General features: G+C 56.1%; 22 protein-coding genes. 17 read left to right on the top strand and 5 right to left on the bottom strand.

Annotated features, from left to right (window positions below; all coding sequences use genetic code 11):
* Nucleotides 1–75: 75 nt before the first annotated feature.
* Both GN111_RS04575 and GN111_RS04570 read left to right on the top strand, forming a co-directional pair.
* The gene (locus tag GN111_RS04575; protein WP_155302618.1) at nt 76–1,038 is read left to right on the top strand and encodes an SPFH domain-containing protein; all 963 of its coding nucleotides are present in this window, start codon (nt 76–78) and stop codon (nt 1,036–1,038) included.
* Nucleotides 1,019–4,441 carry an AAA family ATPase gene (locus tag GN111_RS04570; protein ID WP_155302617.1) on the top strand — a complete coding sequence of 1,141 codons (3,423 nt, stop codon included), beginning with the start codon at nt 1,019–1,021 and terminating at the stop codon, nt 4,439–4,441. The genes GN111_RS04575 and GN111_RS04570 overlap by 20 nt, the downstream gene beginning before the upstream one ends.
* 54 nt (nt 4,442–4,495) lie before the next feature.
* On the opposite strand, the gene GN111_RS04565 is transcribed toward GN111_RS04570, so the two are convergent.
* On the bottom strand, nt 4,496–5,707 hold the full coding sequence (locus tag GN111_RS04565) for an amidohydrolase family protein (RefSeq protein ID WP_155302616.1): 1,212 nt from the start codon (nt 5,705–5,707) through the stop codon (nt 4,496–4,498).
* 359 nt (nt 5,708–6,066) lie between these two features.
* Between GN111_RS04565 and GN111_RS04560 the strand changes: the two genes are divergently transcribed.
* The 11 genes from GN111_RS04560 (at nt 6,067) to GN111_RS04510 (ending at nt 16,951) form a co-directional block, all read left to right on the top strand.
* Nucleotides 6,067–7,590 carry a two-component system sensor histidine kinase NtrB gene (locus tag GN111_RS04560; RefSeq protein ID WP_155302615.1) on the top strand — a complete coding sequence of 508 codons (1,524 nt, stop codon included), beginning with the start codon at nt 6,067–6,069 and terminating at the stop codon, nt 7,588–7,590.
* Nucleotides 7,591–7,599: 9 nt separating this feature from the next.
* The gene (locus tag GN111_RS04555; protein WP_155302614.1) at nt 7,600–8,946 is read left to right on the top strand and encodes a sigma-54-dependent transcriptional regulator; all 1,347 of its coding nucleotides are present in this window, start codon (nt 7,600–7,602) and stop codon (nt 8,944–8,946) included.
* A 224-nt stretch (nt 8,947–9,170) separates the two neighbouring features.
* Entirely contained in the window at nt 9,171–9,338 is a 168-nt protein-coding gene (locus tag GN111_RS34130) for a helix-turn-helix domain-containing protein (protein ID WP_155302613.1), read from the top strand.
* Between the two features lie 42 nt (nt 9,339–9,380).
* On the top strand, nt 9,381–10,652 hold the full coding sequence (locus tag GN111_RS04545) for an ABC transporter substrate-binding protein (protein ID WP_155302612.1): 1,272 nt from the start codon (nt 9,381–9,383) through the stop codon (nt 10,650–10,652).
* A gap of 12 nt (nt 10,653–10,664) precedes the next feature.
* Nucleotides 10,665–11,531, top strand: coding sequence for a branched-chain amino acid ABC transporter permease (locus GN111_RS04540; protein ID WP_155302611.1), 867 nt, complete (start codon nt 10,665–10,667; stop codon nt 11,529–11,531).
* A complete protein-coding gene (locus GN111_RS04535) occupies nt 11,528–12,547 on the top strand; it encodes a branched-chain amino acid ABC transporter permease (RefSeq protein ID WP_197740493.1) in 1,020 nt (339 codons plus the stop codon). Before GN111_RS04540 ends, GN111_RS04535 begins: the two co-directional genes overlap by 4 nt.
* On the top strand, nt 12,544–13,332 hold the full coding sequence (locus GN111_RS04530) for an ABC transporter ATP-binding protein (RefSeq protein ID WP_155302610.1): 789 nt from the start codon (nt 12,544–12,546) through the stop codon (nt 13,330–13,332). The genes GN111_RS04535 and GN111_RS04530 overlap by 4 nt, the downstream gene beginning before the upstream one ends.
* Nucleotides 13,325–14,071, top strand: coding sequence for an ABC transporter ATP-binding protein (locus tag GN111_RS04525; RefSeq protein ID WP_155302609.1), 747 nt, complete (start codon nt 13,325–13,327; stop codon nt 14,069–14,071). Before GN111_RS04530 ends, GN111_RS04525 begins: the two co-directional genes overlap by 8 nt.
* A 56-nt stretch (nt 14,072–14,127) precedes the next feature.
* The gene (locus GN111_RS04520; RefSeq protein WP_155302608.1) at nt 14,128–15,807 is read left to right on the top strand and encodes a class I adenylate-forming enzyme family protein; all 1,680 of its coding nucleotides are present in this window, start codon (nt 14,128–14,130) and stop codon (nt 15,805–15,807) included.
* Nucleotide 15,808: 1 nt separating this feature from the next.
* A complete protein-coding gene (locus GN111_RS04515; protein ID WP_155302607.1) occupies nt 15,809–16,384 on the top strand; it encodes a nitroreductase family protein in 576 nt (191 codons plus the stop codon).
* Nucleotides 16,385–16,429: 45 nt separating this feature from the next.
* A complete protein-coding gene (locus GN111_RS04510) occupies nt 16,430–16,951 on the top strand; it encodes a response regulator (RefSeq protein WP_155302606.1) in 522 nt (173 codons plus the stop codon).
* Here GN111_RS04510 and GN111_RS04505 read toward each other — a convergent pair.
* Nucleotides 16,940–17,371: a (deoxy)nucleoside triphosphate pyrophosphohydrolase gene (locus GN111_RS04505; RefSeq protein WP_197740492.1), complete on the bottom strand. Its 432-nt coding sequence runs from the start codon at nt 17,369–17,371 to the stop codon at nt 16,940–16,942. The genes GN111_RS04510 and GN111_RS04505 overlap by 12 nt on opposite strands.
* Nucleotides 17,372–17,467: 96 nt before the next feature.
* Nucleotides 17,468–18,238, bottom strand: coding sequence for a hypothetical protein (locus tag GN111_RS04500; RefSeq protein WP_155302605.1), 771 nt, complete (start codon nt 18,236–18,238; stop codon nt 17,468–17,470).
* A 111-nt stretch (nt 18,239–18,349) separates the two neighbouring features.
* Here GN111_RS04500 and GN111_RS04495 point away from each other — a divergent pair, with 111 nt between their 5' ends.
* Together GN111_RS04495 and GN111_RS04490 are read left to right on the top strand one after the other, a co-directional pair.
* Entirely contained in the window at nt 18,350–19,210 is an 861-nt protein-coding gene (locus GN111_RS04495; RefSeq protein WP_155302604.1) for an urea carboxylase-associated family protein, read from the top strand.
* Entirely contained in the window at nt 19,200–20,021 is an 822-nt protein-coding gene (locus GN111_RS04490) for a sugar phosphate nucleotidyltransferase (RefSeq protein WP_155302603.1), read from the top strand. The genes GN111_RS04495 and GN111_RS04490 overlap by 11 nt, the downstream gene beginning before the upstream one ends.
* A gap of 376 nt (nt 20,022–20,397) precedes the next feature.
* Here GN111_RS04490 and GN111_RS04485 read toward each other — a convergent pair whose 3' ends face one another.
* Together GN111_RS04485 and GN111_RS04480 are read right to left on the bottom strand one after the other, a co-directional pair.
* On the bottom strand, nt 20,398–20,829 hold the full coding sequence (locus tag GN111_RS04485) for a hypothetical protein (protein WP_155302602.1): 432 nt from the start codon (nt 20,827–20,829) through the stop codon (nt 20,398–20,400).
* 206 nt (nt 20,830–21,035) lie between these two features.
* Nucleotides 21,036–21,968 carry a magnesium transporter CorA family protein gene (locus GN111_RS04480; RefSeq protein ID WP_155302601.1) on the bottom strand — a complete coding sequence of 311 codons (933 nt, stop codon included), beginning with the start codon at nt 21,966–21,968 and terminating at the stop codon, nt 21,036–21,038.
* Between the two features lie 94 nt (nt 21,969–22,062).
* On the opposite strand from GN111_RS04480, the gene GN111_RS04475 reads away from it, so the two are divergent.
* A complete protein-coding gene (locus tag GN111_RS04475) occupies nt 22,063–24,003 on the top strand; it encodes a c-type heme family protein (protein ID WP_155302600.1) in 1,941 nt (646 codons plus the stop codon).
* A 371-nt stretch (nt 24,004–24,374) separates the two neighbouring features.
* The gene (locus tag GN111_RS04470) at nt 24,375–26,138 is read left to right on the top strand and encodes a YeiH family protein (protein ID WP_155302599.1); all 1,764 of its coding nucleotides are present in this window, start codon (nt 24,375–24,377) and stop codon (nt 26,136–26,138) included.
* Nucleotides 26,139–26,202 lie beyond the last annotated feature (64 nt).

Raw genomic sequence — 26,202 nt, 5'->3', positions numbered from 1 at the left:
CGACCATTCGTTATCATGAAAAAACCAAACGGATCGCACCCCGCCGGCGATCTTCCTTAAACCAAAGGAGCGGAAATGGCTACATCCCAACCCACCCAATTCCTGCGAAGGTCGTTTATCAAAACCGTCCTGCGTCGGCTGATCGCCCTGATTACCGTCGTCGGGTTGATTTACGGCCTGGTTGCCGTCGTGTATGCCACCAAAACCATTTTCAAAGTCAAAATGAACTATGCCGTGGTACTGGAACGCTTCGGAGGTGTGCGCCAGGCCGTTACCGAAGTCGGCTGGCACGCCCGTCTTCCTTATTTCACCCGCATCGAACAGGAAGTGCCCCTGATGAACCAGACCATGCAACTGGGGGGTACGCCGGCGCCCATGCGAATCATCTCCAAAGGCAATGTGGCGCTTTGGACTTCCGGGGTGCTGACTTACCGCATCCGCGACTTGCACACCTGGGCAATCGAGAACCTCACCCCCCTGGAACTGCTGCAAGGGGATTATGACGGCATCGTCAAGGACATTTTACAGGCGCAGCAGATCGACCGCCTCGTCAGCGATCGCGAAACCATCAAAGAAGCCATCTTCACCGCCTTGAAATCGCGACCCATCAACATCGGTGGGCCAACCATCGAAAAAAAATACGGGGTGGAGGTTGTCAGTTTCGTACTCAAGGAGACCCGCTTTGGCGACAAACTTGTCGAAGCGTCGGAAGAGAAAAAACGGCGGGAACTGATTGCCGAGGCCGACAACTATGCCGCGGACCAGGAAGCCAGCCGCATCCGCAAATTGTATGCCGCCTACCTCACCGGCATTCAGAATCTGCAAACGGCGCTGGGCCGCAAGGACGGCGCCACCGACACGGCCCTGCTGCAATTCCTCACCCAGCAGAAATGGGCCACGGCCTATGAAAAGCACCAGGCGGGCCAGAACACCGTAGTCATTCAAAATACCCAGGGGAGTACGCCGGCAATTACCCTGCCCGCGTTCGACGCCGACCATCGTCCGGAGGAGGGAGACAATGGGCAGACGGCTGACTAGAGAGATCACCTACGTCCGACTGCCGGAAAGCCGGATCCGGGAAATCAATGACCTGGTATCCTCCTGGCCCCAGGAAACCAAGGCGTTCATGCGCGCCCGCCTCAACCAGTACCGGCCGCCCATGGGCCTGTTCAACAACCTTTTGGAAACCGTGCTCTCGCTTTTTATGGATGCGCCGGAAAAACGGTTTAACGTCCTCAAAGACCCGAATATTCTCACGGACTGGCAAAAACGCTTCGAAATCTCCGGCCACACCAACCCCCAGGAGGCCTGGAATAAAATATTGGAAAAAGAGGTGTCGGCCAAAGACTACCGCTACCTGCTGACGCTGCTGGACAAGGAACTTTTGGACGTTCACATTCCGGTGGAACTTCACGAGATGTTCGAAAAGGTCTACCGCGCGCACCTGCGAAAGGAATACATCTCGGACACCAGCGTGCCCAAGGCGTCCCTGCTGCTTTTTGTGGGTCCTTCAGGCAGCGGAAAGACGTCCACCGTCACCCAGGCCATCGAGCGGATTATTTTCGGCAACGAGGTGATCCCCGAAGTGGATCTTCATCGCAAAAAAGAAGAAGCGCTGGCCGACGAACCCTTCTGGAAGACCATCGAGGAAATCGATCCCACCCTGGCCGTCGAAATATCCCGTCGCAAAAAGGTCCGCTTTTACAAGCGGCTCTCCAGGATTCCCGTCCTGCGCCGGGTGTTGAAGAAACGAATTGGCAGGGGACTGTCCAAACTGGAGGAACAGGGCATATGGGTGGATTATGCCACCGTAACCCCCAACGATTTTCAAACCGCCCTGGCCGGCGAACCCGGCAACTACTTTAAAAAGGCCCTGGGCGATCCCCGAAAAACCGCTATCCGTCACGTCGAAGAAGCCCACAGCGCATTCGGCAAGGCCACCGGAAGAGATTCGGGCGTGGCCCGGCAGCAGCGCACCCTGGTGGACACCTCCAACATCGTCCTGGACGAGATCATCAGCGGCAAACGGGATTGTTTACTGATTGCAACAACGGACCAGCCCGAACGCTTCGATGCCGCCATCTACCGCCGCTTCGTCGAAAAAGGGAGTATCATCAATATTTCCGATTACTGGAGCAATCCGGAAAACCTCAGGGAAGTGGTGCGTCTGGAACTGCTGCGCAACGACATTCTGGTGCTTTCGGATGAAAATGCAAATATCTGCGGAACGGCCAGATGCCTGCGCCAGGAGGATATCTCGGCGACCGTGGACAAGCTTTACCTGATCTTCAAGGAGCGCACCTTGAAGGTAATTCCCTCCTATGTGCGCAAACTGATCCATTCCGTCATCGAGATCAAAGGAGACTTTTCGTCCGACTATCTGGACGATTCCATGCTGGTAAGAAGGGCGTTCGAACTGGTGGCCCAGAATTCCTATGGCGACCTCTATAAAAAGGTGGTCGACCGCATGGACCGCGACATCAAGTGGGAAGCCTATGTGGGCGGCATCAAGGATATCTTTTCCGAGATGACCAACAACTGTTTGTACTATAACGTGAGCGAAGAAAAGGGTGTCGTTCTCAACGGACCGCCGGGAAGCGGAAAAACCTTCCTGGTGCGCACCTGGCTCAGCGAAAACGACAACATTCACGATATCGCCACCAGCGCCACCGCCTTGCAGGACCCGTCCAACCCCGTAGACGGCGCCGTCGACAATATGGAGAAAGTCTACGACATCGCCAAAATGATTGCCCCTACGGTGGTCTTCTTCGACGAAGGCGACGCACTGGCGCCCAAGCGTAGCGGCACCGGAGGAAATCCGTCGGACAAGCTGACCAATAAATTCCTGAACCTCATCGACGGTGAAACCCCTTTACACAAGGTGTTTACCGTCCTGACCACCAACCGTCTGGACATCCTCGATCCGGCCCTGATTCGCTCCAAACGCCTCAAGGTTCTTGAAATCAAAGGCATGTTGAGCAAGGGGGACATCCTCAAGATCGTGGAAAATGCCTTAGAGGAAATCCCCTTGTCCAGGGAACTGACTGTGGCAAGCATCGTGGAAGCCGCCAAAGGAGTCTGCAACACGCCCGCGGATTACTCTGCCTTTGTGGAGAAAGCCAGGGCCCTGCGCAATACCGAATTCGAAGTCCTCTCTCGTCTGCGCCAGATTCGCCATGATCCCGTCAAGTCCAAAGAGAACTTCGTCAAATTCAATTACAAAACCCTCATGGGTATTCTGGATACGCTGCAAGGCCACGATCGGCTGAAGGCCGAGGTGCGAGGTGCTCCGGATTTTTTTATGGAGCGCTACGAAGAGATCCTGAAAGTCATGGAACCCATCCAGCAGCCCGAAGATTATCCCATGGTCGCCAGCCACCTGAAATCGGCCCGGCACGAGATCTCGGAAAGCCCCACGAAGAAAGGGAAAGTGGTGCTGGATGAATTCCTGGAAGCCGAGTTGAGCCAGGAACCCCAGGTCGGTTTCATCATCGGCGTGGGCGCCAATGACGTCACCGGGGTGCTGCTGCCCATCGCTACCAGTCTTACGTATAGCCTTTCTGCGGATAAAGTGATGGTTACCGGCGCTGTCTCCTCTTCCTCGTCGGCCGGCGCCCAGATGGAGATGGCCGTCCAGATGACCCAGCAAAGCGCCCACGAAGCGTTGACCATGGTCAAGAACTACCTGCAGGACATGGACCCCAAAGTCAGCGCCGCCCGTGTGCTGGGCGAATTTCTGGAAAAGTACACCATCCACCACCAGCTTCTTTCGGCTTCCTACAGCGTCGGGGGCCCGTCTGCCGGCTACGCCCTTGCCCTGAACACGCTGTCCGCACTGATGCACATCCCTATCTACAACGATTTCGGCATCACCGGCGCCCCCTGGACCAAAGGGGTCAAGCGCGGCGAAGTCGGCGGCTCGGTAATTATCGGCGGCCAGCGCAAAAAGACCGAAAAGGTGCTCATGTATCTGCGCCGCATGTATATGCCCCTGAAAAACTACAAGGACCTGGAAAAGGAATTTCTGGTCAACTACTGGAATCAGGACAAGGATATCCTGGGCGTAACCCATTTCGGCGACCTGGTTCCCGAGGTGATCTGGCTGGACCCGGAATACGAACAGATGCTTCAGGAACTGATTACCATCCGCATCCGCTACAAGCTGGACAAACACCAGGGCAGGCGCCCTGATGAGGCCATTAAAGAAGAAATTCTCAGAAAAAAGGAAGTGTTGAGAATCCGGGCGGAAAAGGAAATCAAAAGCCGTCTGGTGGCCCTGCGCCGCTACCTGAGAAGCCCGGCCAAAGATCCCCACCTCTCCCTCGAGGAGATTTTCCGCCATCGGGAATCCCCCATGGCCCGGGTCGCCGACCCGGTCAAACGGCTGATCCGCAAGGTCCGGACCATCAGGAAAGATTCAAAGAATCCGCCGGCGCTGTAAAACGGCGATCATTTTCAGGGGCGTCACCAAAAGGGTGACATAGAGGGCATTGATTCAGGCGGCAGAATCAAGCAAATCTCCTGCAACGACCCGGTGAACGATCCGATCGATCGCTTCCGGAAGCCCATCGGGCAGCGTCCGAACGGCCAGAAAATCGGCCCGCATGCCCGGTGCGATTGTACCCCGGTCGGCCAGCCTCATCAGCAGCGCACCGTTGCGGCTGGCGCAGCGTATGGCCTCTTCCACCGAAAATCCCGCAGCGACAAACAGCAAAAGCTCCATTTTCACCGAGGACCCGTGATGGACGCCGGGACTTCCGGCGTCGGTTCCCAGGGCCAGCTTCACGCCCAGTTCACGGGCGATGGCGATCTGCTCGAGCTGATGTTCCAGGTTCCGACGGGACACTTCGGCAAAGGAAGGATCGCTGCGATGCCCCTGTTTTTCCAGGTAGTCGCTGTAGGCTTTCATGGTAACAGCCGTGGGCACCCAGGTCACGCCTGAATCGGCCATGCGAAGCATATTGTCCCGACCCATGAAAAACCCGTGTTCGATGCTGTCGCAACCGGCTTCCACGGCCAGCTTTACCGGCGAAGAGCCGTTGGCGTGAACCATTATGGTCAGGCCGCGCTTGCGGGCTTCTGTGACGAGCCGTTCCAGTTCCTCGCCGTCAAACTGAGGGGGCGACGCCACACCGAACTGGGTCAGGCTGTTGAGCCCGGAGTTGACGACTTTCAGGTGGTCTCGGCGTGATTCTTTTTTGAAAAAACTTTCCGCAAGGGTCTCTCCCTGGGCCACCTCGATACCGATCAGTTTACCGTAACGTCCCTGCGCCCTGCGGGCTTTGCCCGGTGCGGCAACGGTCACCCAAGGCGTGGAACCGTTGGACGGATCGGTCTTATACCGCAGCACATCGCCATTATGATCGCCGCCGTCGCGGACCGCCAGCACCCCGTGGGCCTGGTGCTGCTGTAAGTGGGCGGCGATGATTTCCCGCCGCTGTTCATAGTTGTTGTTCAACTGATTTTTACGGACGAACGGATCTGTGGTGCCCGACATGACCAGATGGACATGGCTGTCAATCAATCCTGGCAACACGGTACAATCCGACCAGTCGACGACGTTACGCCCATCGACGTCCGGATCGTCAGGGCCGCATAATCGAAGCACGCGTGCGTCCTGAACGACGATGATCCGGTCTTTGACGGCAGGAGCGCCGCTTCCGTCGATCAGCCAGCCGGCGCGATAAGCGGTTTTTGTTGACATCATGGGTCAGCGTCCATGTACAGTTCCAGCGCCTGCGTTTCATACGGTAAAAAAAGTATTGATCAAACGTCTGCTTTTCAGCCAGTATGGGTCGAAACGGGCGTTTTTTTGTCGTTCGAACAACAAGCTACCCCTTACCCTATAGCCGACGCAGACACGGACTTCAACCGTCGGCTTCGACTTTGATCCATTTTGTCAGACCATTTCTACCCGCAAGAGGCGGCCTGAAGGCTTTCCGGACCCTTTTGGGCATCTTTACCTGCCGCATCGCCAGCCGCCTTGACCGAACCGAGCGTGCGTTGCCATAAAGACAGGTGCAATCCCGCTTTGGATTTCCGTTTGTCCTGCAACAGGAGGTCAACGTGCCCTTTGACCCGGAAGCTTTTTTTCACGCCAAACGCGATGTCATCATCCAGCGGTGGGTGGAACTGCTGAAAACCGAAGTCGGCCAGCAGTATTCCGCCAGGCCCCGAAGCGAATTGATGGGGACGGTGACCAAAGCCTATGACGCCGAAGTCGACGTTGTCCTGAACAACGACTATGAAAAAATAAATGCTTTCATCCACGAGATTACCAAAATGCGTCTGGAAGCCGGCTTTTTGCTCTCCGACGTTCAAAAGGCATTCGAATTTTTTCGCAGGCTGGCCTTTGACCTGATGGTCGAGGAAACCGAACTGGAAGAGTTCTATGATGCGGTTGTCCGGATGAACGACTGCCTTAACTATACCATCCATTGTTTCAGCGATTATTTCCAGGCCATGCACCAAAAAAAGATTATCGAACACAACCGCATGCTGGAAAAAAAAATCCAGGAGCGTACGGCCGAGTTGAGGGAATCGGAACTGAATTACAAAACCTTGGTGGAAGACATCAACGATGGCTACTTCGTGCTTCGCGACCGGGAGATCGTCTTTGCCAACCAGGCCTTTTGCAGCATGCACGGCTTCGATCTAAAGGAAGTGATCGATCGCAACTTCTCGGATTTCGTGGATCCCGACGATCGCGAGAAGGTCGTGGGGATATACAAAAAAGGAATCGGGGAGCAAACCCACCCCAGAACGTTCGAATACCGGCGTCTGACCAAAGACAGCCGGACCTATCCCACCGAAATCCAGTCCAAGGTGACCCGCTACGACAAACAGATCGCCAGGATCGGTATCTGCCGCGATATCACCAACCGCGTTCGAATGGAGGAAAAGGTGCGTGAAAATGAACGCATGGCCTATATCGGCCAGATCACCACTTCGCTCTCCCATGAAATCAGAAATCCGCTTTCGGCCGTAAAGTTGAATCTGCAGATTTTAAAGAAAAACCCCAAAATCAAGGGCAACGATCAACGCCGTATCGACATCTCGGTCAAGGAAGTCAACCGACTGGAGCGCATTCTGGAAGAAGTGCTCGATTTCGCCAAACCGCTGCAGATCAAATGCCTGCCGGTCAGCATCAATGCAATCATATCCGCCGCTATGGAACTGTTGGACATGAAATTCGCCGAGGCAGGCATGGAAATCTTCACCCATTTCGATCCGAATCTTTGTGAAATCAAGGCCGACCAGGAGAAGTTGGTACAGGCCCTGATCAACATTTTCCTCAATGCCCTGGAGGCCTCCAGTTACGGCGCCAGGATCCGCATCGACACCGCATTTGCATCACCGCAAAAAAGCGGTATTTCCGTCACCATCGCCGATGAAGGCTGCGGGATCGCCCGCGAACATGCAACGGAGATCTTCAAACCCTTTTTCACCAGCAAAAGCTGCGGTACCGGCTTGGGACTCAGTAATGCCCGGCGCATCATCGAAGCCCATGGCGGGCACATCGACGTTGAAAATGGAGAGGCCTGCGGTGCTTTTGTGAAAATCGTTCTGCCCATCGAACCCATCCGTTGAGGACAGACCATGGACAGCATCCTGATCATCGACGACAAACATGCCATTCTGGAAAGCCTGGAGATGTTTTTTACCGAGAAAGGGTATCACGTCCTGACCGCCGACAGGGGTCGGGACGGTTTGAGGCGCTTTCGTGAACATGACCCTCAAGTGGTGATTCTCGACATCCGCCTTCCGGATGTCGACGGCATCGCTCTTTTAGAGCAGATCCAGGAGGCCGAACATCCCTGCAAGGTGATCATGATCACGGCTTTCCAGGACATGGAAACCACCATCCAGGCCATGAAACTGGGCGCCTACGACTACATTCACAAACCGCTGGATGTTGACAAGATCGAAAAGGCCGTCGAACGGGCCCTTTATACGATGAAAATCGATCAGGAGCCGCCTCTGGTTGCCGAAATCACCCAGCCTCCCAATCCCGAGGTCATTATCGGCAAGAGCGACCGCATGGGCAAGATCTTCCAGACCATCGGCATGCTTTCGCAAAACCGGGCCCACGTTCTCATCCAGGGCGCAACCGGTACCGGCAAGGAACTCATCGCCCGGGTGATTCATCGCAACAGCCTTTATGCAAGGGAGCCTTTTGTCACCTTTGATTGCTCCGCCGTTGTCGAAACTTTGCTGGAGAGCGAACTTTTCGGGCACGAAAAAGGTGCTTTTACGGGTGCCGCCCAGTCCAAGGAGGGCAAAATCGCACTGGCCGGCAACGGAACACTGTTTCTCGACGAGATCGGAGAATTACCGCGGGTCATGCAGCGCAAGTTTCTTGGTTTCTTGCAGCGCAACGCCTACGACCGCGTCGGGGGAACGCACCCGCTCAGATCGCGCTGCCGCATCATTGCGGCTACCAACCGCAACCTGACCGACAGGGTCCGGGAAGGCAAATTTCGCCAGGACCTGTTCTACCGCCTGAAAGTGGTCATGATTCACGTCCCGCTGCTGGTGGAGCGACGCAGCGACATCCCGGATTTGGTCCGCCACTTTCTACAGAAAATCAACTGGGAACTGGGCACCGAAATATTCAATCTCGAAAAAGGGGTCATGGATCTTCTGGTCAGCCACGACTGGCCCGGCAATGTGCGAGAACTGGAAAACGTGCTGGTCGAGGCGGTGGTCAGATCCCGCGGCAACGTCATACTCGTGGAAGAAATCGAAAACATCCTCTCTTCCAGTTCCCCCTTTGCGACCATTCCCTTGACCCACTATTCCCTGCCGTACATGGAAAAGGAACACATCCGCAAAACCCTGGAACGTCTGAACTGGAACCGTACCGAAACCGCGAAGGTACTGGGGATTTCCCCGCCGACCTTACGAAAAAAAATCCGTAAATACGCCATCGAACCGGCCGCCTGAAACTTTCTTTCCACCCCCGTAAAATTCTTTCCCCTGGTATTGGCTAAAAACGATGTTACGTATGGCGAAATTCTTTCTTACCCGCTGAATTATTAGCCATTATTACCTCACTGAAAAACCCGGGTCTTCTGGCATGAGGATTGCTGTACGTTATGCACTAAATAATTTCTCTTCATTTTATTATATTCCCACATTTCATAATTTATATACACCGGGCCGTTTGGATGAAGATCCTCACCTTGCAGGATAAAGAGCGGGAACTGTTGAGAAAGGTTTTGGAAAAGACCGATTGGGATCTTGAAAAAGCCGCCCGCCTCATGCGTATTCCGGTTTCTCAGGTGAAGAAAAAAATAAGCGCCCATGGCTTGCAGCGGCCTGAAAAACAGCATTGAACAAAGATAACGCCATGCAATCAATCAAAAGGAGGAGATAAGATGAAACCGACTCACACGAGGATAGTGCTGACCCTGCTGGTTGTTTTTGTGCTGGGAATTTTTGGCTCAAACGCAGCGGCACAAAAGCCGATCATCATTGGCTGTCCGCTTTCAACGGCCTTTCTCTATGGCTGGGATGCCGAAAGAGGCGTGACCCTGGCCATCGAGGAGATCAATGCCAAAGGCGGCGTCGATGTCGGCGGCAAGAAGCGTCCGTTGAAGATCGAGGTCATCGACACCCGCGATCTGGAGCCTGGCGTGCCGGTCAGTGAAGCGTTGCTGGCCGTGGAGAAACTGATTCTCGACAAGCGCGCCGATTTTCTCATTGGCGGTCCGGTGCGATCCGAAGCGGCCCTGGCGGCCATGCCCCTGTTGAGCAAATACAAAAAGGTGTCCATTCTCACCACCGGAGTGCTGACGCCCAAATACCACGCCATGGTGGCAGAGAACTACGACAAGTTCAAATACTGTTTCCGCATCCACGGTGAGGCCAAGAACCTGGTGGGGGAAATTTTCGCGAATTTCAACGAGCTGAAGGAAAAGTACGGTTTCAACAACCTGTTCATCATTGCCCAGGACGTCTCCCACGCCCGCGGCGCCGCCAATATCATCAAAAAGATCGCAACCGGCAAAGGCTGGAACGTGACCGGCCTTGAGATTTACCCCACCGGCGCCACCGATTTTTCCATGGGACTGATCAAGGCCAAGAAAACCGACACCCAGATCATCAACATCTGGATGGACATGCCCGAAAGCGCCATTTTGCTGAAACAGTGGTACGACATGCAGATTCCGGCCCTGCCCTTCGGGTCCACCCTAGCCGCCGCCGAACAGCCCGGTTTCTGGAAGGCCACGGACGGCAAGGGCGAATACACCCTGTGCAACGTGGTCAATGCCGGCAACGCCCCGTCCAAAGCGACGCCCTGGACCATGAAGTTTTACGATGCCTATGCCGCCCGTTGGGGCGTCGAACCCGAAGGCCTGGGCACCTCCAGCAGCTACATGGCGGTTTACGTCCTCAAGGATGCCATCGAACGGGCCGGCAGCCTGAAACCCGACAAGGTCGTGGCCGAGCTGGAAAAAACCGACATGATGGGGGTCTACGGCCGCCTGCGTTTCGATCCCAAAAGCCACCAGGTCATCCCTTCCACGGATCCCAAAGAGGGAGCCGTGGGCAGCATTTTGCAGTGGCAGGATGGCAAACGCGTAGTGGTTTACCCCAAAAGCATCGCCATGGGAGAAATCCAACTGCCACCCTGGATGAAAAAATAACACGGAATCGATATGGATATTCTGATCTACGGCACCATCAACAGCGTGGCCCTGGCCCTTTACGCCCTCGGTTTTGCCCTGGTTTACGGAATCTGCCGACTGCCAAACTTCGCCCACGGCGCCTTGTATGTACTCAGCGGGTTCATTGCCTGGACCGTAATCCACACGCTGAAAGCCAATCTATGGGTGGCGGTTCCGGTCAGCCTGCTGGCCACCGGCATCATCGGGGCCGTCATCTATCGCCTGTTTCTCATTCGCGTCAGGGGCATGGAAATTTCCGAGATCATCGCCTCCTACGCCATCGCCCTGGCTATTTTGGAGGGGCTGCGCTGGGGCGGGTTCAAGGGCATGACCTACACCCTTCCGGTATTCATCGAAGGCAGCGTCGTCATCGGCGGCATCTCGGTGGACTATCAGCGGATTCTAACGGTGGTCATCGGCGCTGCGCTGGTGGCGTCGCTGTGGCTGTTCACCCACTATACGCGGGTGGGCCTGGCCCTGCGGGGCATGGCCCAGGACGAACGGGCCGCGCTGATGCTGGGCATCGATTCCGATCTCATGGCCGTGGTGGCCATGGGCTTGGGGTCCATGCTGGCCGCCTTTGCCGCCATACTCCTCCTGCCTTTGGGCAACATCGTGGTGGAATCCGGGTATAACGTGTTGATTTTGGCCATTGCGGTGTGCATCGTCGGCGGGATCGGCAGTTGGATGGGCGCCGTGATGGCCGCCTTTCTGATCGGCTTTGCCCAGATCCTGACGGTGGTCTACCTGGGATCCCATTACCAGATGATGGTGGCCCTGCTGGCCATCATTTTAACCTTGATCATAAAGCCATCCGGCCTTTTCGGTCAGCAGAAAGAACTGGAGGAGCGCGTGTGAAAACGGCAACCCAAGAGCGTCGCAGGGAGAGAATCGACCGGGGAATCAAGGTTCGCTCCGACGGCCTGTATGCCCTGATGTCCTGGCGCGAGCTCGGCTATCTGACCGCACCGCGCCTGTTGCTCATCGCCGGCATGCTGCTGCTGCCGGCCGTCATGCCGGGCCTGTACTGGCAGCGGGTGATAACGATTGTCTGCATCTATTCCCTGCTGGCCTTAAGCTTCGATTTTCTGGCCCATTACGTGGGGCTGGTTTCTCTCGGCGGCGCTTTTTTCGTGGGGGTCGGCGGGTACCTTACCGCCCTGCTCAACACCGGCTGGGGGGTTCCGCCGGCCATCGCCGCCCCGTTGGCCGCGGTTTTCGGTGGAGCCATCTGCACCCTTTTGCTGCTGCCCTGCCTTCCCCTGAGGGGGGTCTATTTTGCCATCGTGACGCTCATGTACCCGCTGTTTCTGGCACGCATGATCGAAGCGCTGGACATTTTGGGGGGAACCGACGGCATCATGGGCATCGACAGCTTTCCCTATGCCTGGCTGGAGCAGTATGGGGTGATCGTTTTGCTGCTGCTGATCCTTTTTGGCCTGCGACGCCTGGTGAGCACCGACCTGGGTCTGGTGATGAGGGCGGTAAAAGACAACGATCAGGCGGTCAAAGCCTCTGGTATGAACATCACCCATTACAAGGCCCTGGCCGTTTTCATCGCCTCTTCGGTGGGCTGCCTGGCCGGTGCCTGCATGGTACACACCTACATGTGGGCGGGCATTTCCACCTTTGCCCTGGATTTTTCGGTGCTGCCCATTGCCGCTACGGTCATCGGCGGGGGCGGCACGCTGGTGGGCCCCGTGCTGGGCTGCCTAATTCTGGTACCCGTATCCGAACTGCTGCGGGATTTCGGCACCCTGCGCATCGTGTTCTACTCGCTGATTCTGCTGGGCTTCATCGTTTTTCGCAGCGAAGGGCTGATGATTTACGGCCAGCGCAAATACCAGCAGTTCGAAAGGTGGACACAGATATGACCCCTGCCCCCATCTTGCAGGTCGATGGCATCACCAAAACCTTCGGCGGCATCATCGCCCTGAACAATGTCAGCTTTACCCTCAACGAGGGCGAAATTTTAGGGATCATCGGACCCAACGGTTCGGGAAAAACGACGATCGTCAACTGCGTCACCGGATTCGTCAAAGCCTCCTCCGGTCGGGTCCTGTTTCGCGGCCGGCCGATCACCGGCAAACCGCCTCACAAAATCGCCCAACTGGGCCTATTGCGGACCTTTCAGATCATGCGGCCCTATTACAGCCTGCCGGCTTACAAGAACCTGGTCATCCCGCTGTTCTCGCCCCGGGCGCGGCGCACCGGAGGCTGGCGTGGCGGCGGCAAGCTTGGCGACCGCAATACCGTGGGGATCGATATCCTGGAAGAGATCGGTTTCGAACGCGATTCCTACGTTCCCTACAAAATTACCAACACTTTGCCTACCGGCTACCTCAAGCGTCTGGAGCTGGCCCGCTGTCTGGCGCTCAAGCCGGAGCTGATCATTTGCGACGAGGTCTTCTCCGGACTCAGTATGAGCGAGATCGCCAGCATGGTGCCTTTGATCGAACGATTGCAGATGGATGGAATTACCCTGGTGATGATCGAGCATCGTCTTCGGGAGCTGTTTCAGGTGGCCAACCGGGTGATGGTGCTCAACTTCGGCGAAAAGCTCATGGAGGGCAGCGCCGAAGAGGTCATGGCCGATCCGCGGGTGCGTGAGGCGTATTTCGGGTCCGAAGCGGTCGAGGAGGTGATGAACCATGCTTGAGGCGAGCGGCCTGATGGTCTTTTACGAAAACATGCTGGCGCTGAACAATGTCCGCATCCGCTGCGATCAAAACCAGATCGTCGGCATCTTCGGCGCCAACAGCGCCGGCAAGTCGACCCTGATGTACGCCCTGTCCGGAATCGTATTGGATATTCAGAAAAAAGAAGAGATGGCCGGCGGCGAACGCATTACCGTGGCCGGCTCCGTCCGCTATCAGGACCGGGAAGTGATGCATCTTTCTCCCAGCCGCAGAGCCAGACTGGGCATCGTGCTCTGTCCGGAGCGCCGACGGATTTTCAAGGAGAGCACCGTCCTGGAGAATCTCAAGATCGGCGGATACCTGGCTTCCGCCGCCCAGGCCAAAGAGACCCTGGCCTATGTGTTCGAGGTGTTTCCCGCCCTTTATAAATTGAGAAACCGCATCGGCGGGTTTCTCAGCGGCGGGGAGCAGCAGATGCTGGCCATCGGGCGCGCCCTCATGGCCCAGCCCAAAATCCTGCTTCTGGACGAACCCCTGCTGGGGCTCAGTCCCCTGATGCAGGCCATGCTTATGCGTACCACCCGGGAAATCCGGGACCGGCGCAACATTTCCATCATCGTCACCGAACAATACGCCCGTCCGGTGTTTCCCATCGTCGATTACGCCTTCATCCTTGAAAACGGCAGTGCCGTACTGGAGGGCACGCGCGATGAACTGATGGACAACCCGGATGTGCGGGCCGCCTATTTTGGCGTATAGATGCAGGATGGATTGAATCCAATACTTTGCTGCTTTGAACTGAATTAGAGAAAATTATGACCACCAGTACCGACGCCCTGAAACAGGAACTCACCTTCACCCGATTCGACCGCATGAGCGAAGCCTATCCCCATCGCCCGGCCGTGGTGTATCTGGGCGAATATTTCTCCTATCGCCGCCTGCGGGATCTCAGCGAGCGCTTCGCCGGGGCTATGGCCGACCTGGACGTGGCCAAAGGTGATCGGGTCATGATCTACATTCCCAACTGCATTCAGTGGGTGATCGCCTTTCTGGGGATCCAGAAACTCGGCGCGGTGGTCGTGCCGGTGGCCCCCATCTACACTTCTCATGAAATCACCTACATGATCGAAGATGCCGAAGTGCAGACCGTAATCTGCACCGACACCAACTTCTGCTACGTCAAGGAAGCCTTTGCCGAAACCGGCCTCAAACAGGTGGTGGTCACCAACCTGATCGATCTGCTTCCCGCCTGGAAGCGCTGGCTCGGCCATCTTTTCGACAAGGTTCCCACCGGCAAAGTGGATGCCGACCCGCGGGTGCACCGGTTTACCCGGTTGATCCGCCACGCGCCTCTGGCCGATCCCCCGGACATCGATCCGGCCGGGGATTTGTCCTACATCCTCTATACGGGCGGCACCACCGGCTTTCCCAAAGGGGTGCCCGGCAACCACGTCGGCATGACCTCCTATGTCAACGATGTCACCGAAGACGTGGCCGGCGACCACCTCAAGGAGGGGGAAGACACCTACATTGCCGTCAACCCCCTTTTCCACATCATGGCCCTAGGGCTGTTCATGGCCGTCGGACTCAACCGGGGCAATACGACCGTGCTCATGCCCGTTCCCCAAGTGGATGCCATTCTGGAGGCCATCGGGCGCTATCGCGTTCGCTGGCTGCTGGGGGTTCCGGCCCTGTACCGCATGATTCTGGAAAACGACCGTCAGGACCGCTACGATCTCGGTTCCCTGCGCTACTGCTACTGCGGCGGCGACGTGCTGCCCGAAGAGGTCAAGGAGCGCTGGCAGAAGCGCTGCGGAATCCCCATCTACCAGGTCTACGGTTCCACCGAAGTCGGCCATGTGGCCTACAGCAAGATCGGCACCGATCCCAGCCCCCGGGCCATCGGACATCCGTTGAAAAGCCGGCAGTGCCGGATCGTCGATCCCGTCACCCTTGCGCCGGTCGAAAACGGCCAGAGCGGCGAACTGCTGGTTACCTCGCCGTACACCCTCAAAGCCTACTACAACAAACCGGAAGAGACCGAAAAAACCTACGTGCAAATCGACGGAGCGACCTGGTGCCGCATGGGTGATTTCGTCAGCGCCCTGCCCTCCGGCGAATTGATCTACATGGAGCGTTCGGCTGACATCATCAAGCACAAGGCCTTTCGCGTATCGGCCTCCGAAGTGGAAGCGGTTCTGCAGGATCATCCTACGGTCATCGGCGCCTGCGTGGTGGGTGTTCCCGATACCAAGGTGGGGGAGCGCATCAAGGCCATCGTGGTCCTCAAGGAAGACGCACGGGGAGTGGGCGGCACCGAACTGATGCGCTGGTGCCGTGACCGCCTGGCCGCCTACAAGGTGCCCTCCTACATCGAATTTCGGGATATGCTCCCCAAGTCCAAGGTCGGCAAGCTGCTGCGCCGCGAGGTGCGCGACGACGAAATCCGGCGCATATCCAAAGGCAAACCGAAACCGGTTGCGAAAGGAGCATGAAATGGACCTTTTTTCCGCCATCGAAACGCGCACCAGTTGCCGTCAGTTTTTGCCGGACCCCGTCGAAAAATCGACCGTCGAACGGATTCTGGCCGCCGGGATACGGGCACCCTCGCCCCTGAATACCCAGCCATGGCGGTTCATCGTGATCACGGATCCGAAAATTAAACAGGCGATCCACACCGAGGCGGAACGCTGCCGCACATGGGCCATGGAAACCAGCGGCTGGAAATGGCTCGGAAAATATCGGACGGATTTTCTGCTTCAGGCGCCCGTGCTGGTTGCCGTGGTGGGCAATCCCGAAAAGTCCGGTATGGACATGTTTCAGGAAGACGGTCCGGTGGGATACCTACTGGCCTGCGCTGCTGCCGTCCAGAACATGCTGCTGGCCGCCCATGCCCTGGGTCTGGGCAGTCTCTTTTTCACGCTTTTCGACAAAGGCCGGTTGCGGTCCATCCTGGACATCCCGGAAAACCGGACACCTGTGGCGCTGGTGTGCATCGGCAAATCCGAAGGGACCGACAAGCCGGTTCCGCGCAAAGCCGTCGATGACAAAACCGTGTACCTGGATGCATAAATACCGGGAGCGATGATTGCCCGGCGTGTTGGGAGAGCGAAGATCATGGCGCAAAGCATACTCAACGACAAACGGATTCTGGCCGTCGACGACGAGATCGATGTCCTGGAGACCCTGGAAGATCTGCTCGACGGTTATCCGGGCCTCATCCTGGACAGGGCCAGCGATTACGAAACCGGATACCACCTGTTGCGCTCCTGGACTTACGACGCGGTCATTCTCGACATCATGGGGGTCCGGGGCTATGACCTGCTCAATGCCGCGGTTCACCTGGGCTTTCCCACGGTGATGCTGACGGCCCATGCCCTTTCCAGTGACCATTTGAAACGTTCTGTCACCATGGGGGCTAGGGCCTATATCCCCAAAGAACGCATGTCCGATATTCCAGAATTCCTGGAAGACGTCATCTCGCTGGGCCACCGGTCCAGCCTGAAGCGGATGTTCCAGCGGTTGGGTGGCGTTTTCAACAAGCGCTTCGGCTCCAAGTGGATGGAGGACGAAAAGACCTTCTGGGACCAGGTGGCGTCCGGTGAGTATCGCCCGGATCCGGTCATCTTAAAAAAGTGATATCGATCCGCTGGCCAATAGTTGCACGAAAGGCAGATCCGCCGGTGTAAAAGCGTAGTCGGCCAGTTGCTTCGGGGTTACCCAGCAAAAATCCTGGTGGGTGATCAGTCGGAACGGCTGCCCGTCCCAATAGGCCCGGTAGGCAATCAATTCGATGGACATGTGGTCGTAATGGTACCGGCTGGTTCCCAGATGCCGGCCGATGTCGGCGTTCATGGCCAGCTCTTCACACAGCTCTCGCCGCAGGCATTGTTGCGGCGTTTCCCCCGCTTCGACCTTCCCTCCGGGAAACTCCCACAGGCCGGCCATCCGATCCGATCGGCCGCGTTGGGCGATCAGGATGGTCCCGTCCTTCACGATCACCGCGGCGGTGACCCGTACGATGGCATGGCCGTTTGGCATGGTGGAGGGATGATTCATCGTTTTAATGTTTATACCTCATATGGTGTTTCGGCACAACACTCCCTACCATATATGGCCGTTGGGGTGTTTGGCACGTAGAAATACATTCCCACTTTATCCCCTTTTGTTATCGCTGTGGTGTGCCACCCGATAGTTTTCATAGGAGTGAAACCGGCAGAGTCGCGTATACGATTCCATGATGATCGCGGCCTTGGTTTTTCCGATTTTTGTGGTGAAAAGCCTCTTCAGTTCGGTCAGGGTTTCCAACGCCAACCGGTTGCGCACGTATTGAAAAACCGGCTCGGAAAAGATGAATCCGGTCTTATGGCCCATCAGCAGAATTCGATAGGCCATGAGGCGCTTGTCCGGGATGATCCGACTGTTGAAATCGATCATACGGTCCCGGATTGCCGCTGTGCATCCTCTTTCCATCAAGCGCTGATGTTGCGGATCATATAAAATCGCATTCATGGAAAAATCGATGCCGGTCAACAGGTTTTCCGGGATCGGTTCCAGATGTCCGTGCCGGATCACCAGAAAATCTGCCAATACCCCTATATCATAAGCCAGGTCTAAACCCCGGGGATACCATCGTACTCCTTTGAGGTCGGTCCGCTCGAATTGCTGGTCCTGTAAAAGGCTGCCAAGCGGAAAACCCGAGTCCAGACCGTCGACAAAGATGTCGATGTCACGGGTCACCGGAGCACGGCCATGCAGGACTTCGATAAAAAGATTGCGCAGGGCTCCGCCGACGACCAGAATGCGGGCTGAGGCCGGCAGGCGATCCTGAAGCAGGTTCAAAGCGCCGCGAATATCCGCGTGATGGAAAAATCTTTCCACCGGTTGGACAAATTTTGGATCGGTCAACAAGGAAGCCAAATACATTCCTGACTCCACAAAGCTCCGGCGATGCCGTTTCGGTACGGCGAGTTTTTCATGGTATTCAATTTAAAATTTATCATATAATGGCGTCCGATCCAAAAAGAAAGGAAACCAATGAAACCAATTGCACAGACTCCGCCGCCGGCCGATGCCGACACCCGACGCGCCGCCAAACCGGTGATCGCCTATCCACTCGATACCCTTCCCCGGCCGGACATGGACGCCTATACGAAGGCGCGTGAAACCCTGGAAAAAATCGAGGAGGTGGTGGTTCTACCCCGCAATGCCAAAACCTTTACGGTAAAGGCCGGGAATTTCTTTCGCATCATCAGCATAGACGGCCCCCAGGTGGGGGATCTGAATCTGTGGTCGGCCGATAACCTGTCCGAGCGTTTTTACAGCGGCAAGACCCGGGCCCTGCACGGCACCCACCTGGGCACCGGCGACCGCCTGTGGAGCGGATTTCCCTACCTGCGGCCCATGGCGACCATCACCCGCGACACGTTGGACTGGTACGGCTTCGATGCCGACGGCGCCGGTGTGCACGACGTCATCGGCACCCGCTGCGATCCTTACACCAACTGCCTTTTAAGCGGACAGGAGTACCACCATTGCTGCCACTCCAATCTCACCCGGGCCCTGGCCGCCGAAACCGGCCTGCCGTTGGACCAGACCGAACCCCACGTACACGACGTATTCAACGTTTTCATGTGCACCGGTTTCACCCATGACACCCACCAGTACTTCATGAAGGCCAGTCCGGTGCGACCCGGGGATTTCCTCGAGTTCTTCGCCGAGATCGACCTGCTGGGCGCCTTGTCGGCCTGTCCCGGCGGCGATTGCGGCGCGGAGCATTCCAGCGATGCAGCGACCGGCTACCCGTTGAAGGTAGAGATCTTCCGCCCCGATCCAAAAGCTTTGGCCGGTTGGTCTTCGCCAGCCCCGTCCGGCTATTCGCGCAACCATGGCATCTGATCAGGTGGCCTCGGCGGAGCGTAAAGCACTCGGTTCCACCGGTTCATCCGTACGCGCCATGATCATTCCCGCCGCAGGCCACGGCAAACGAATGCGCGGCCTTACCCAAGGAGCCAGCAAGGAGGTCCTTGATATCTGCGGCCGCCCGGCCCTGCAATACTCCCTTCGGGAAGCTTTGGCTGCCGACATCGATCATGTAGGCATCGTCATCCGCCGGGAAAAACAGGACATTGTCCGCGTTGTTCGCGAGGATCGCTGGCTGCAACGCAATGGCAAACACATGGATATCCGGTTTTTCTACCAAAAGGCTCAGACCGGGGAGGCCGGCGCCATATTGGAAGCAGCCGAATGGATAGGAGACGAACCCTTTGCAGTGCACTATCCGGACAACATCATTGCTCATCCTCCCGGCACCCTGGTTGAATTGATCTCGCGCCAGCAGGCAGTCGGCACGGAAATCGTGCTACTGACGCCGATGCTGAAATATGCACAGGCACCGCCCTGTGGCCTGTCGCCGCTGGGAAACCGTCTTTACCGGCTGATACCGGCTCAAATTCCCGGGACATTCCCCTTTGGCCTGCGGCCCTGTGGTGTTTACATCGCCACTTTTCGATTTCTGGACGCCTGCCGGGAACTATTACGAAACCTAACGAACGGTGAAGTGAAAGATCGGGAAGTCTTTGCCCACCTGGTCGAAACGGGCTGTACGGTTCACGGTCTGGATCTGTCGGTCAATGTGCTGGATGCCGGCAACCCGGACGGCTACGACCAGGCTATCGGTATCTTCCAAAAAAGGACAAGGCCCGTTTAGGGCCTTGTCGGAGGAGGAGGGGAAGGAGGAGTGTTTTACCTTCGACAATTGAATAAGCACGTTGTATGCCACATTATTTTCAGTTGAAGTGCTGTCCTGCGTTCGAGTCGCTTTCCAAGGCGCCTGTTGGCCTTTTTTACCACGCCTGAAAAATAATTCCTCTTTTTTTCAAGATATTATATAGATCTTCAATTCTTTTACAACCGACCTGCCCGCCTTGACTCGGATAGGATCAAGGATGGATTCGGAACCACCGATTTGCGGAAATGCCGTTTTCCCTATCGTCATTTTCCTGACACCCGTCCGATCCGCGGTCGAAACCGCTATTTCACGTCCTTTTTTTCGGACAGTCGTCCGGCTTTCCGGACGTGCACTTTTAAAAATTGATATTCATTCCGGCGACACCGGTTACCTGGTCGTCGTAGAGATCGCTGGAAAAGTCGATGCCGACTTTGAGTTCCATCCACTCCGAAAGATCCAGGCTGAACTCGCCGCCGATACCAAGGAAAGGGTTGTTGTTAGAGGTATCCTTCAGGGCCGGCCCCTCTTGGGCCCATTTCGTTGAAACCGCCTGTCCATTGTCGGTACCGATGTGGGTATCGACCCATTTGCCGGTCATTGGCAGGCCGATTTTGATGCCTATCTTTTTTTTCTGCAAACCGTTCGGGCCGTTTTCTTTTTGTCTATCGGTAGTCGCTGACAGTTGGGAATCGCCGGGGAACACCGTACCCATGGCGCCAAAAAGAATCAACGCGACGACCAGCACCACCAGATCCAGGCGAATTTGCGTTGGTTGTAATCGTTGCATCGCGAATCTTCCTTACGGTTCGGTGTCTCAATTCGCTCTGGCTGATTCGGCTTTTCGTAGTGGCGGCGGGGAAGTTTCCTACATGCATATTTTTATCGGCAGTTTCTCTGGGATCTTTATCCTTCATTCAGTATGTTTCAGTGGAATTCTGCAACCGGCAGGGAAAATAATGATTTTGAATGCGGGCGTCTGAAATCGGCCGAGAATCAGAACCACTTGTTAATTTTAAAAATCACGGCGCACAGCAAAAGTGCACAAAATGAAGTACCGGTGATGATATAAAACGCGTGGGGCAGGTGCTGGAATGGAAGTTCAATGTTCATCCCGTAGATACTTGCGGCGAGCGTGGGAATCATCAGGATAACGGTGATCGATGTCAAAATTTTCATGACCACATTGAGATTGTTTGAAATTACCGATGCGAACGCGTCCATCATTCCGCTCAGGATATTGCTGTATATATTGGCCGTCTCGATGGCCTGCCGGTTTTCAATCAGCACGTCTTCCAATCTGTCTTTGTCATCTGCCGTCAGTTTCAGCAGTTCCGTCTTCATCAGCCGTTCCATCATCAGTTCATTGGATTTGAGCGATGTCATAAAGAAAACAAGGCTCTTTTCGATATTCAGCAGCTTTATAAGCTCCTTGTTTTTTAGTGATTTTTGCAATTCATGCTCGATTTCGCCATACTTGCGGTTTATTTCTTTAAGATACCTGAGATAAAGCAGCGCGGTCTTCAAAAAGATGTGAAGGATCACACTGCTCCGCTTCCCGTCGGCAACGCCTTTCAACCTGTTGTCGGACAGATTCAAAATATCCATGATATCTGAAGAGCTTACGAATACAATCGTATCGTCTTTCGTGAGGACGATGCCCGCAGGAAAGGTCGTAAACGGGACGTCCGAACCCTCGTTGTATTTCGGCAGTCTGAGAACAATCAGTAGAAATCCGTTTTCCGTTTCGATTCTTGACCTTTCGTCGATATCCATCGGATCGGTCAGAAAATCGGAAGGAATACGCATTTCAACCGTGAGCTTTTCCAGTTCTTCTTTTCCGGGATTGACGACATTGATCAGGCAGTGCCTTTCGATTTGATCGGCCTGAACAAATCGGTTCTCGGCCCATCGCAAAATTTTTATCATTCGCTATCCCCTTCTGGAATTTTGTAATGTTGCCCCTCGATTGACTTTCATATAATGATCAACCCTCCTGTAAGAGTCAACCAAGGATGACAGCATGAAAAAACTTGCGTTTAAAACCAAATTCCAGATCGGTGCCGGCTGCATCCTTTTTCTTTACTGCATTGCCGCCGCCGTGATCGCCTATCATTTCCTGGAGGGCATGGTCAGCCGGGAAATCTACAAGGAAACCCAGATCTTCGAAAGTGCTGCCGACGCCACCCGCACTTACGTCAAAGACGTCCTGCGCCCGGAGGTGGCCTCCCTCATGCCGCCGGATGGCTTCATCCCCCAGGCCATGTCCACGTCCTATATAGGCCGTGAAGTGATGGCGCGCATCCGGCAAAGGTTTCCGGAATTCGAATACCGCCGAGCCGCGGCCAATGCCATGAACCCCATCAACCGGGCCGACGTGTTCGAGAATGTCATGCTGCAGTGGTTTGCGGCCAACCGGAACCACAACGAGTGGCAGGGCATGATCGAAAAAGACGGCAAGGAATACTACACCCGCATGCGGGCCATCTATGCCGAAACCGAATGCCTGCGATGCCACGGTGATCCGGTCGACGCCCCGGCCGACATGAAGGCCATCTACGGCACTCAAGGCGGCTACGGCTACCGGGAAGGGGACGTGGTGGCCGCCGACACCATCTACATCCCGGTGGGGGTCAGTTTTATTCGCATCAAGGAAGCGGCCTGGCTGACCTTCCTGGTGGCGGCCGTGTCCCTGTTTTTCCTGTGGGTCCTGTTCTACGTCCTGTTCAACCGCACGGTCGTCCTGGAATTGAAGGGCCTGCTGTCCAGATTCCGAAGTATCGCCGGATTCCCGGGAGGCGACGAAGTTCCCCTGCCCCCGACCAGCGGCGACGAGGTCGACCAGTTGAAAGGGGCCTTTGAAATCGTGGCCCAGGAGCTTCAGCAGGCCCACAACAACCTGAAGTCCTCGGAGGCCAAATACCGCCTCATGTTCGAAACCAGCCAGGACGCCATCCTCATCATCGACGACGCGGACAAGGTCAGGGACATCAATTCGGCGGGCATGATCCTGTTCGGCTTTGTGGAGCGGGCCGAGGCCCTTGCCATGGAAACCTTTTACCAGATCTTTTTCGACACTCACGATGCCGTGGCATTCACACAAACCCTGAAGACGAAGGGCTACGTCAAGGCTTTGGAAGTGGAAATGGTGGACCGAATGGGCCGCATCATGACCATCATGGTGTCGGCTACGGCCAGGCACGACGATGCAGGTGGATTTGCCGGCATCACGGCCATGCTGCGCGACGTTACCGAGATGCGGCAGTTGGACAAGCACTTGGCCCAAGCGGAAAAGCTGGCCTCCGTCGGCCAACTGGCTTCGGGAGTGGCCCACGAGATCAACAATCCTTTGGGGGTAATCCAGTGCTATGCGAACCTTATCGCCAAATCGCAGCCGGCCGGATCCCAGATCCTCGATGACGTAAAGATCATTTGCAAGCACACCGATCAATGCCGCAGCGTGGTGGAGGCGCTGCTCAATTTTTCCAGGGCCGGCGAGCCCCAGATGAAAAAGACCGACATCCAGACCTGTACCGATGAGGTGATTTCGGTGCTGGCCCTTCAACTTCAAAACGAAAAATTTACCATCGTGCGGGACTTTGCCCCGGACCTGCCGCGGATCACGGTGGACGCCAACAAAATCAAGCAGGTGCTGATGAACCTGCTGATCAACGCCAGCCAGGCCATGCCCGAGGGGGGCGTAATCACGGTCAAAATCGCACCGGACGACAGCGGCGACAACATTGCCATCGCTGTTTCCGATACCGGCCTGGGGATTCCCAAGGAAAATCTGCCGAAAATTTTCGATCCCTTCTACACCACCAAGGGCCCTGAAAAGGGCACCGGTTTGGGCCTTTCCGTAAGCTACGGCATCGTCCATCAGCATCGCGGACAAATCGTCGTCGATTCCACGCCTGACAAAGGCACCACTTTTGCCATCCTGCTGCCCGTCGATACCCCCTGACACCGTCTTCCGATCAGGCAGTGCAGCCTTGTGGCTGCACTGCCGCTTCGAGATGGCGGCTGCCGGAACGACGCTCGCCAAAATAAAAATCTTTTAACATATTAAACCGTTACGATTCGATTGGATCGCTCATCGGCGATTTGATCTCGCATTGGATGCCGCCGGAAAGCGGCATCCAGGCAGACGGGTGGGGCGCGTCATTTTTATATCATACTGTATTTATAAGCATAATTAAATTTATACAGGTGGCATGTGGCTTGCGAAAAGTCCTCCTATTTTGCACTGTCGCGGCAACGGCCGCCTGTTTTGACACCGGAGCCGGCCATACCGTCGGTTCTCCCGATCACCACAACTTTTTTAAAGGAGGAAGAATGGCTGCAAACTCAGACGGCCAGGTCGTCAAAGACGTCGGAAAGTGGGAATGGTCCGAGCTGGTCAAGAAAGAAGACTGGTGGGCCATCTGGCTCGGTTTCGTTATTCTGATCGCCGGTGCGGTGCTCTATTTTCCCCAGACCGGAGCCATGAAGGCCAAACTGACGGACATCGAGTCCGAGTACACCCAGGCCGCCCAGCGGACCGACAAGTTCAAGACCATCGCCTGGTACCAGATGTACGACGCCAAGAAAAAGGTTAAATCCAAGGACATTGCCGCCGGCAAGTTCATGTCCAAATTCTCGAAAAAGACCCACGGCTGGTCTACCAATCCTCTGGACGCCTTTTTCATGAGCAAGGAAAAGGCCGATGCCAAGAAGGCCAAGGCCGTGGCCAAGTATGACAAGGCCAAGTCCGCCGCTGCCGCCGCATTGGCCGCCGCTGCAACCGCCGAAGCCGCCGCCGAGGCCGCCGGGTTCAGTGACGCGACCCTAAACCTGCAGGCCAAGGATTCCATCGCCAAATGGCGCGATGCGCACCTGGCCGCCAGCAATGCCAAGAAGAAAACCAAGGTCAGCGCTTATAACCAGATCGGCTGGCTGGTCTTCCTGGGCGCCAGCTTCGCCGTTTTCTTCGGCATTGGCATAAAGGCCATGGGCAAGGATTTCGGCAAGTTCGTGGTCGGCTTCATCTTCGTCTTTCTGGTCGCCATTGTGGCCTACCTGGCCAGCAGCCAGGCCACCATGAAGCACTACGGCATCGGCTACGCCGCCTGGGCGATCTTCTTCGGCATGCTGATCTCCAACACCGTGGGCACGCCCGAGTGGGCCAAACCGGCCGTACAGACCGAGTACTACATCAAGACAGGCCTGGTACTCCTGGGCGCCAAGATCCTGTTCGAAAAAATCATCACCATCGGCACCGCCGGTATCTTCGTGGCCTGGGTGGTCACCCCCACCGTCTGGCTCGTCACCTACTGGTTCGGCCAGAAAGTCGTCAAGATTCCTTCCAAACGCCTCAATGCCACCATCTGCTCCGACATGAGCGTGTGCGGCGTCTCCGCGGCCATCGCTACTGCGGCAGCCTGTAAAGCCAAAAAAGAGGAGCTGACCCTTTCCGTCGGCCTCTCGCTGGTATTCACCTCCATCATGATGATCGTCATGCCGGCCGTGATCAAGTCTACCTTCCCCGTGGACAAACAGTTGATCCTGGGCGGGGCCTGGATGGGCGGCACCATCGACGCCACCGGCGCCGTGGCGGCAGCCGGTGCCTTCCTCGGTGAAAAAGCCCTTTACGTGGCAGCGACCATCAAGATGATCCAGAACGTGCTCATCGGCGTGATCGCCTTTTTCGTGGCCCTTTACTTCACCACCCGCGTGGAAGCCGCCGAGACCGGCCAAAAGGTCGGTGCCATGGAGATCTGGTACCGCTTCCCGAAATTCGTCCTTGGCTTTATCGCCGCGTCGATCATCTTCTCCCTGGCCTACACTTCGTTCAACAGCCAGGTGGGCGGTCTCGGATCGGCCATGATCGATCAGGGCGTGATCAAGGGCATGAGCGACCTTTTCCGCGGCTGGTTCTTCTGCCTCTCCTTCGTGAGCATCGGCCTGGCCACCAACTTCCGGGAACTCAAGGAACATTTGGTGGGCGGCAAGCCGTTTATTCTCTACGTCGTGGGGCAGTCCTTCAACCTGCTTCTCACCCTGGTGGTGGCTTACATCATGTTCTATGTGGTCTTCCCCGAGTTGACCGCTACCATCTAAACGGTTTATGATTCAAAACACTCCCGCCGGGTGAATCCAGCGATTCCCCGGCGGGAGTCACCCG

It is taken from the genome of Desulfosarcina widdelii (assembly GCF_009688965.1).
In the GTDB taxonomy this organism is placed as follows: domain Bacteria; phylum Desulfobacterota; class Desulfobacteria; order Desulfobacterales; family Desulfosarcinaceae; genus Desulfosarcina; species Desulfosarcina widdelii.
This window is presented reverse-complemented; position numbering and strand designations above follow the sequence as displayed.

Bases quoted from the DNA above. Each gene is read 5' to 3' on its own strand.
- GN111_RS04575 (WP_155302618.1), top strand. From the start codon at position 76: ATGGCTACATCCCAACCCACCCAATTCCTGCGAAGGTCGTTTATCAAA.
- GN111_RS04570 (WP_155302617.1), top strand. From the start codon at position 1,019: ATGGGCAGACGGCTGACTAGAGAGATCACCTACGTCCGACTGCCGGAA.
- GN111_RS04565 (WP_155302616.1), bottom strand. From the start codon at position 5,707: ATGATGTCAACAAAAACCGCTTATCGCGCCGGCTGGCTGATCGACGGA.
- GN111_RS04555 (WP_155302614.1), top strand. From the start codon at position 7,600: ATGGACAGCATCCTGATCATCGACGACAAACATGCCATTCTGGAAAGC.
- GN111_RS34130 (WP_155302613.1), top strand. From the start codon at position 9,171: ATGAAGATCCTCACCTTGCAGGATAAAGAGCGGGAACTGTTGAGAAAG.
- GN111_RS04545 (WP_155302612.1), top strand. From the start codon at position 9,381: ATGAAACCGACTCACACGAGGATAGTGCTGACCCTGCTGGTTGTTTTT.
- GN111_RS04540 (WP_155302611.1), top strand. From the start codon at position 10,665: ATGGATATTCTGATCTACGGCACCATCAACAGCGTGGCCCTGGCCCTT.
- GN111_RS04530 (WP_155302610.1), top strand. From the start codon at position 12,544: ATGACCCCTGCCCCCATCTTGCAGGTCGATGGCATCACCAAAACCTTC.
- GN111_RS04525 (WP_155302609.1), top strand. From the start codon at position 13,325: ATGCTTGAGGCGAGCGGCCTGATGGTCTTTTACGAAAACATGCTGGCG.
- GN111_RS04520 (WP_155302608.1), top strand. From the start codon at position 14,128: ATGACCACCAGTACCGACGCCCTGAAACAGGAACTCACCTTCACCCGA.
- GN111_RS04515 (WP_155302607.1), top strand. From the start codon at position 15,809: ATGGACCTTTTTTCCGCCATCGAAACGCGCACCAGTTGCCGTCAGTTT.
- GN111_RS04510 (WP_155302606.1), top strand. From the start codon at position 16,430: ATGGCGCAAAGCATACTCAACGACAAACGGATTCTGGCCGTCGACGAC.
- GN111_RS04505 (WP_197740492.1), bottom strand. From the start codon at position 17,371: ATGAATCATCCCTCCACCATGCCAAACGGCCATGCCATCGTACGGGTC.
- GN111_RS04500 (WP_155302605.1), bottom strand. From the start codon at position 18,238: ATGTATTTGGCTTCCTTGTTGACCGATCCAAAATTTGTCCAACCGGTG.
- GN111_RS04495 (WP_155302604.1), top strand. From the start codon at position 18,350: ATGAAACCAATTGCACAGACTCCGCCGCCGGCCGATGCCGACACCCGA.
- GN111_RS04490 (WP_155302603.1), top strand. From the start codon at position 19,200: ATGGCATCTGATCAGGTGGCCTCGGCGGAGCGTAAAGCACTCGGTTCC.
- GN111_RS04485 (WP_155302602.1), bottom strand. From the start codon at position 20,829: ATGCAACGATTACAACCAACGCAAATTCGCCTGGATCTGGTGGTGCTG.
- GN111_RS04480 (WP_155302601.1), bottom strand. From the start codon at position 21,968: ATGATAAAAATTTTGCGATGGGCCGAGAACCGATTTGTTCAGGCCGAT.
- GN111_RS04475 (WP_155302600.1), top strand. From the start codon at position 22,063: ATGAAAAAACTTGCGTTTAAAACCAAATTCCAGATCGGTGCCGGCTGC.
- GN111_RS04470 (WP_155302599.1), top strand. From the start codon at position 24,375: ATGGCTGCAAACTCAGACGGCCAGGTCGTCAAAGACGTCGGAAAGTGG.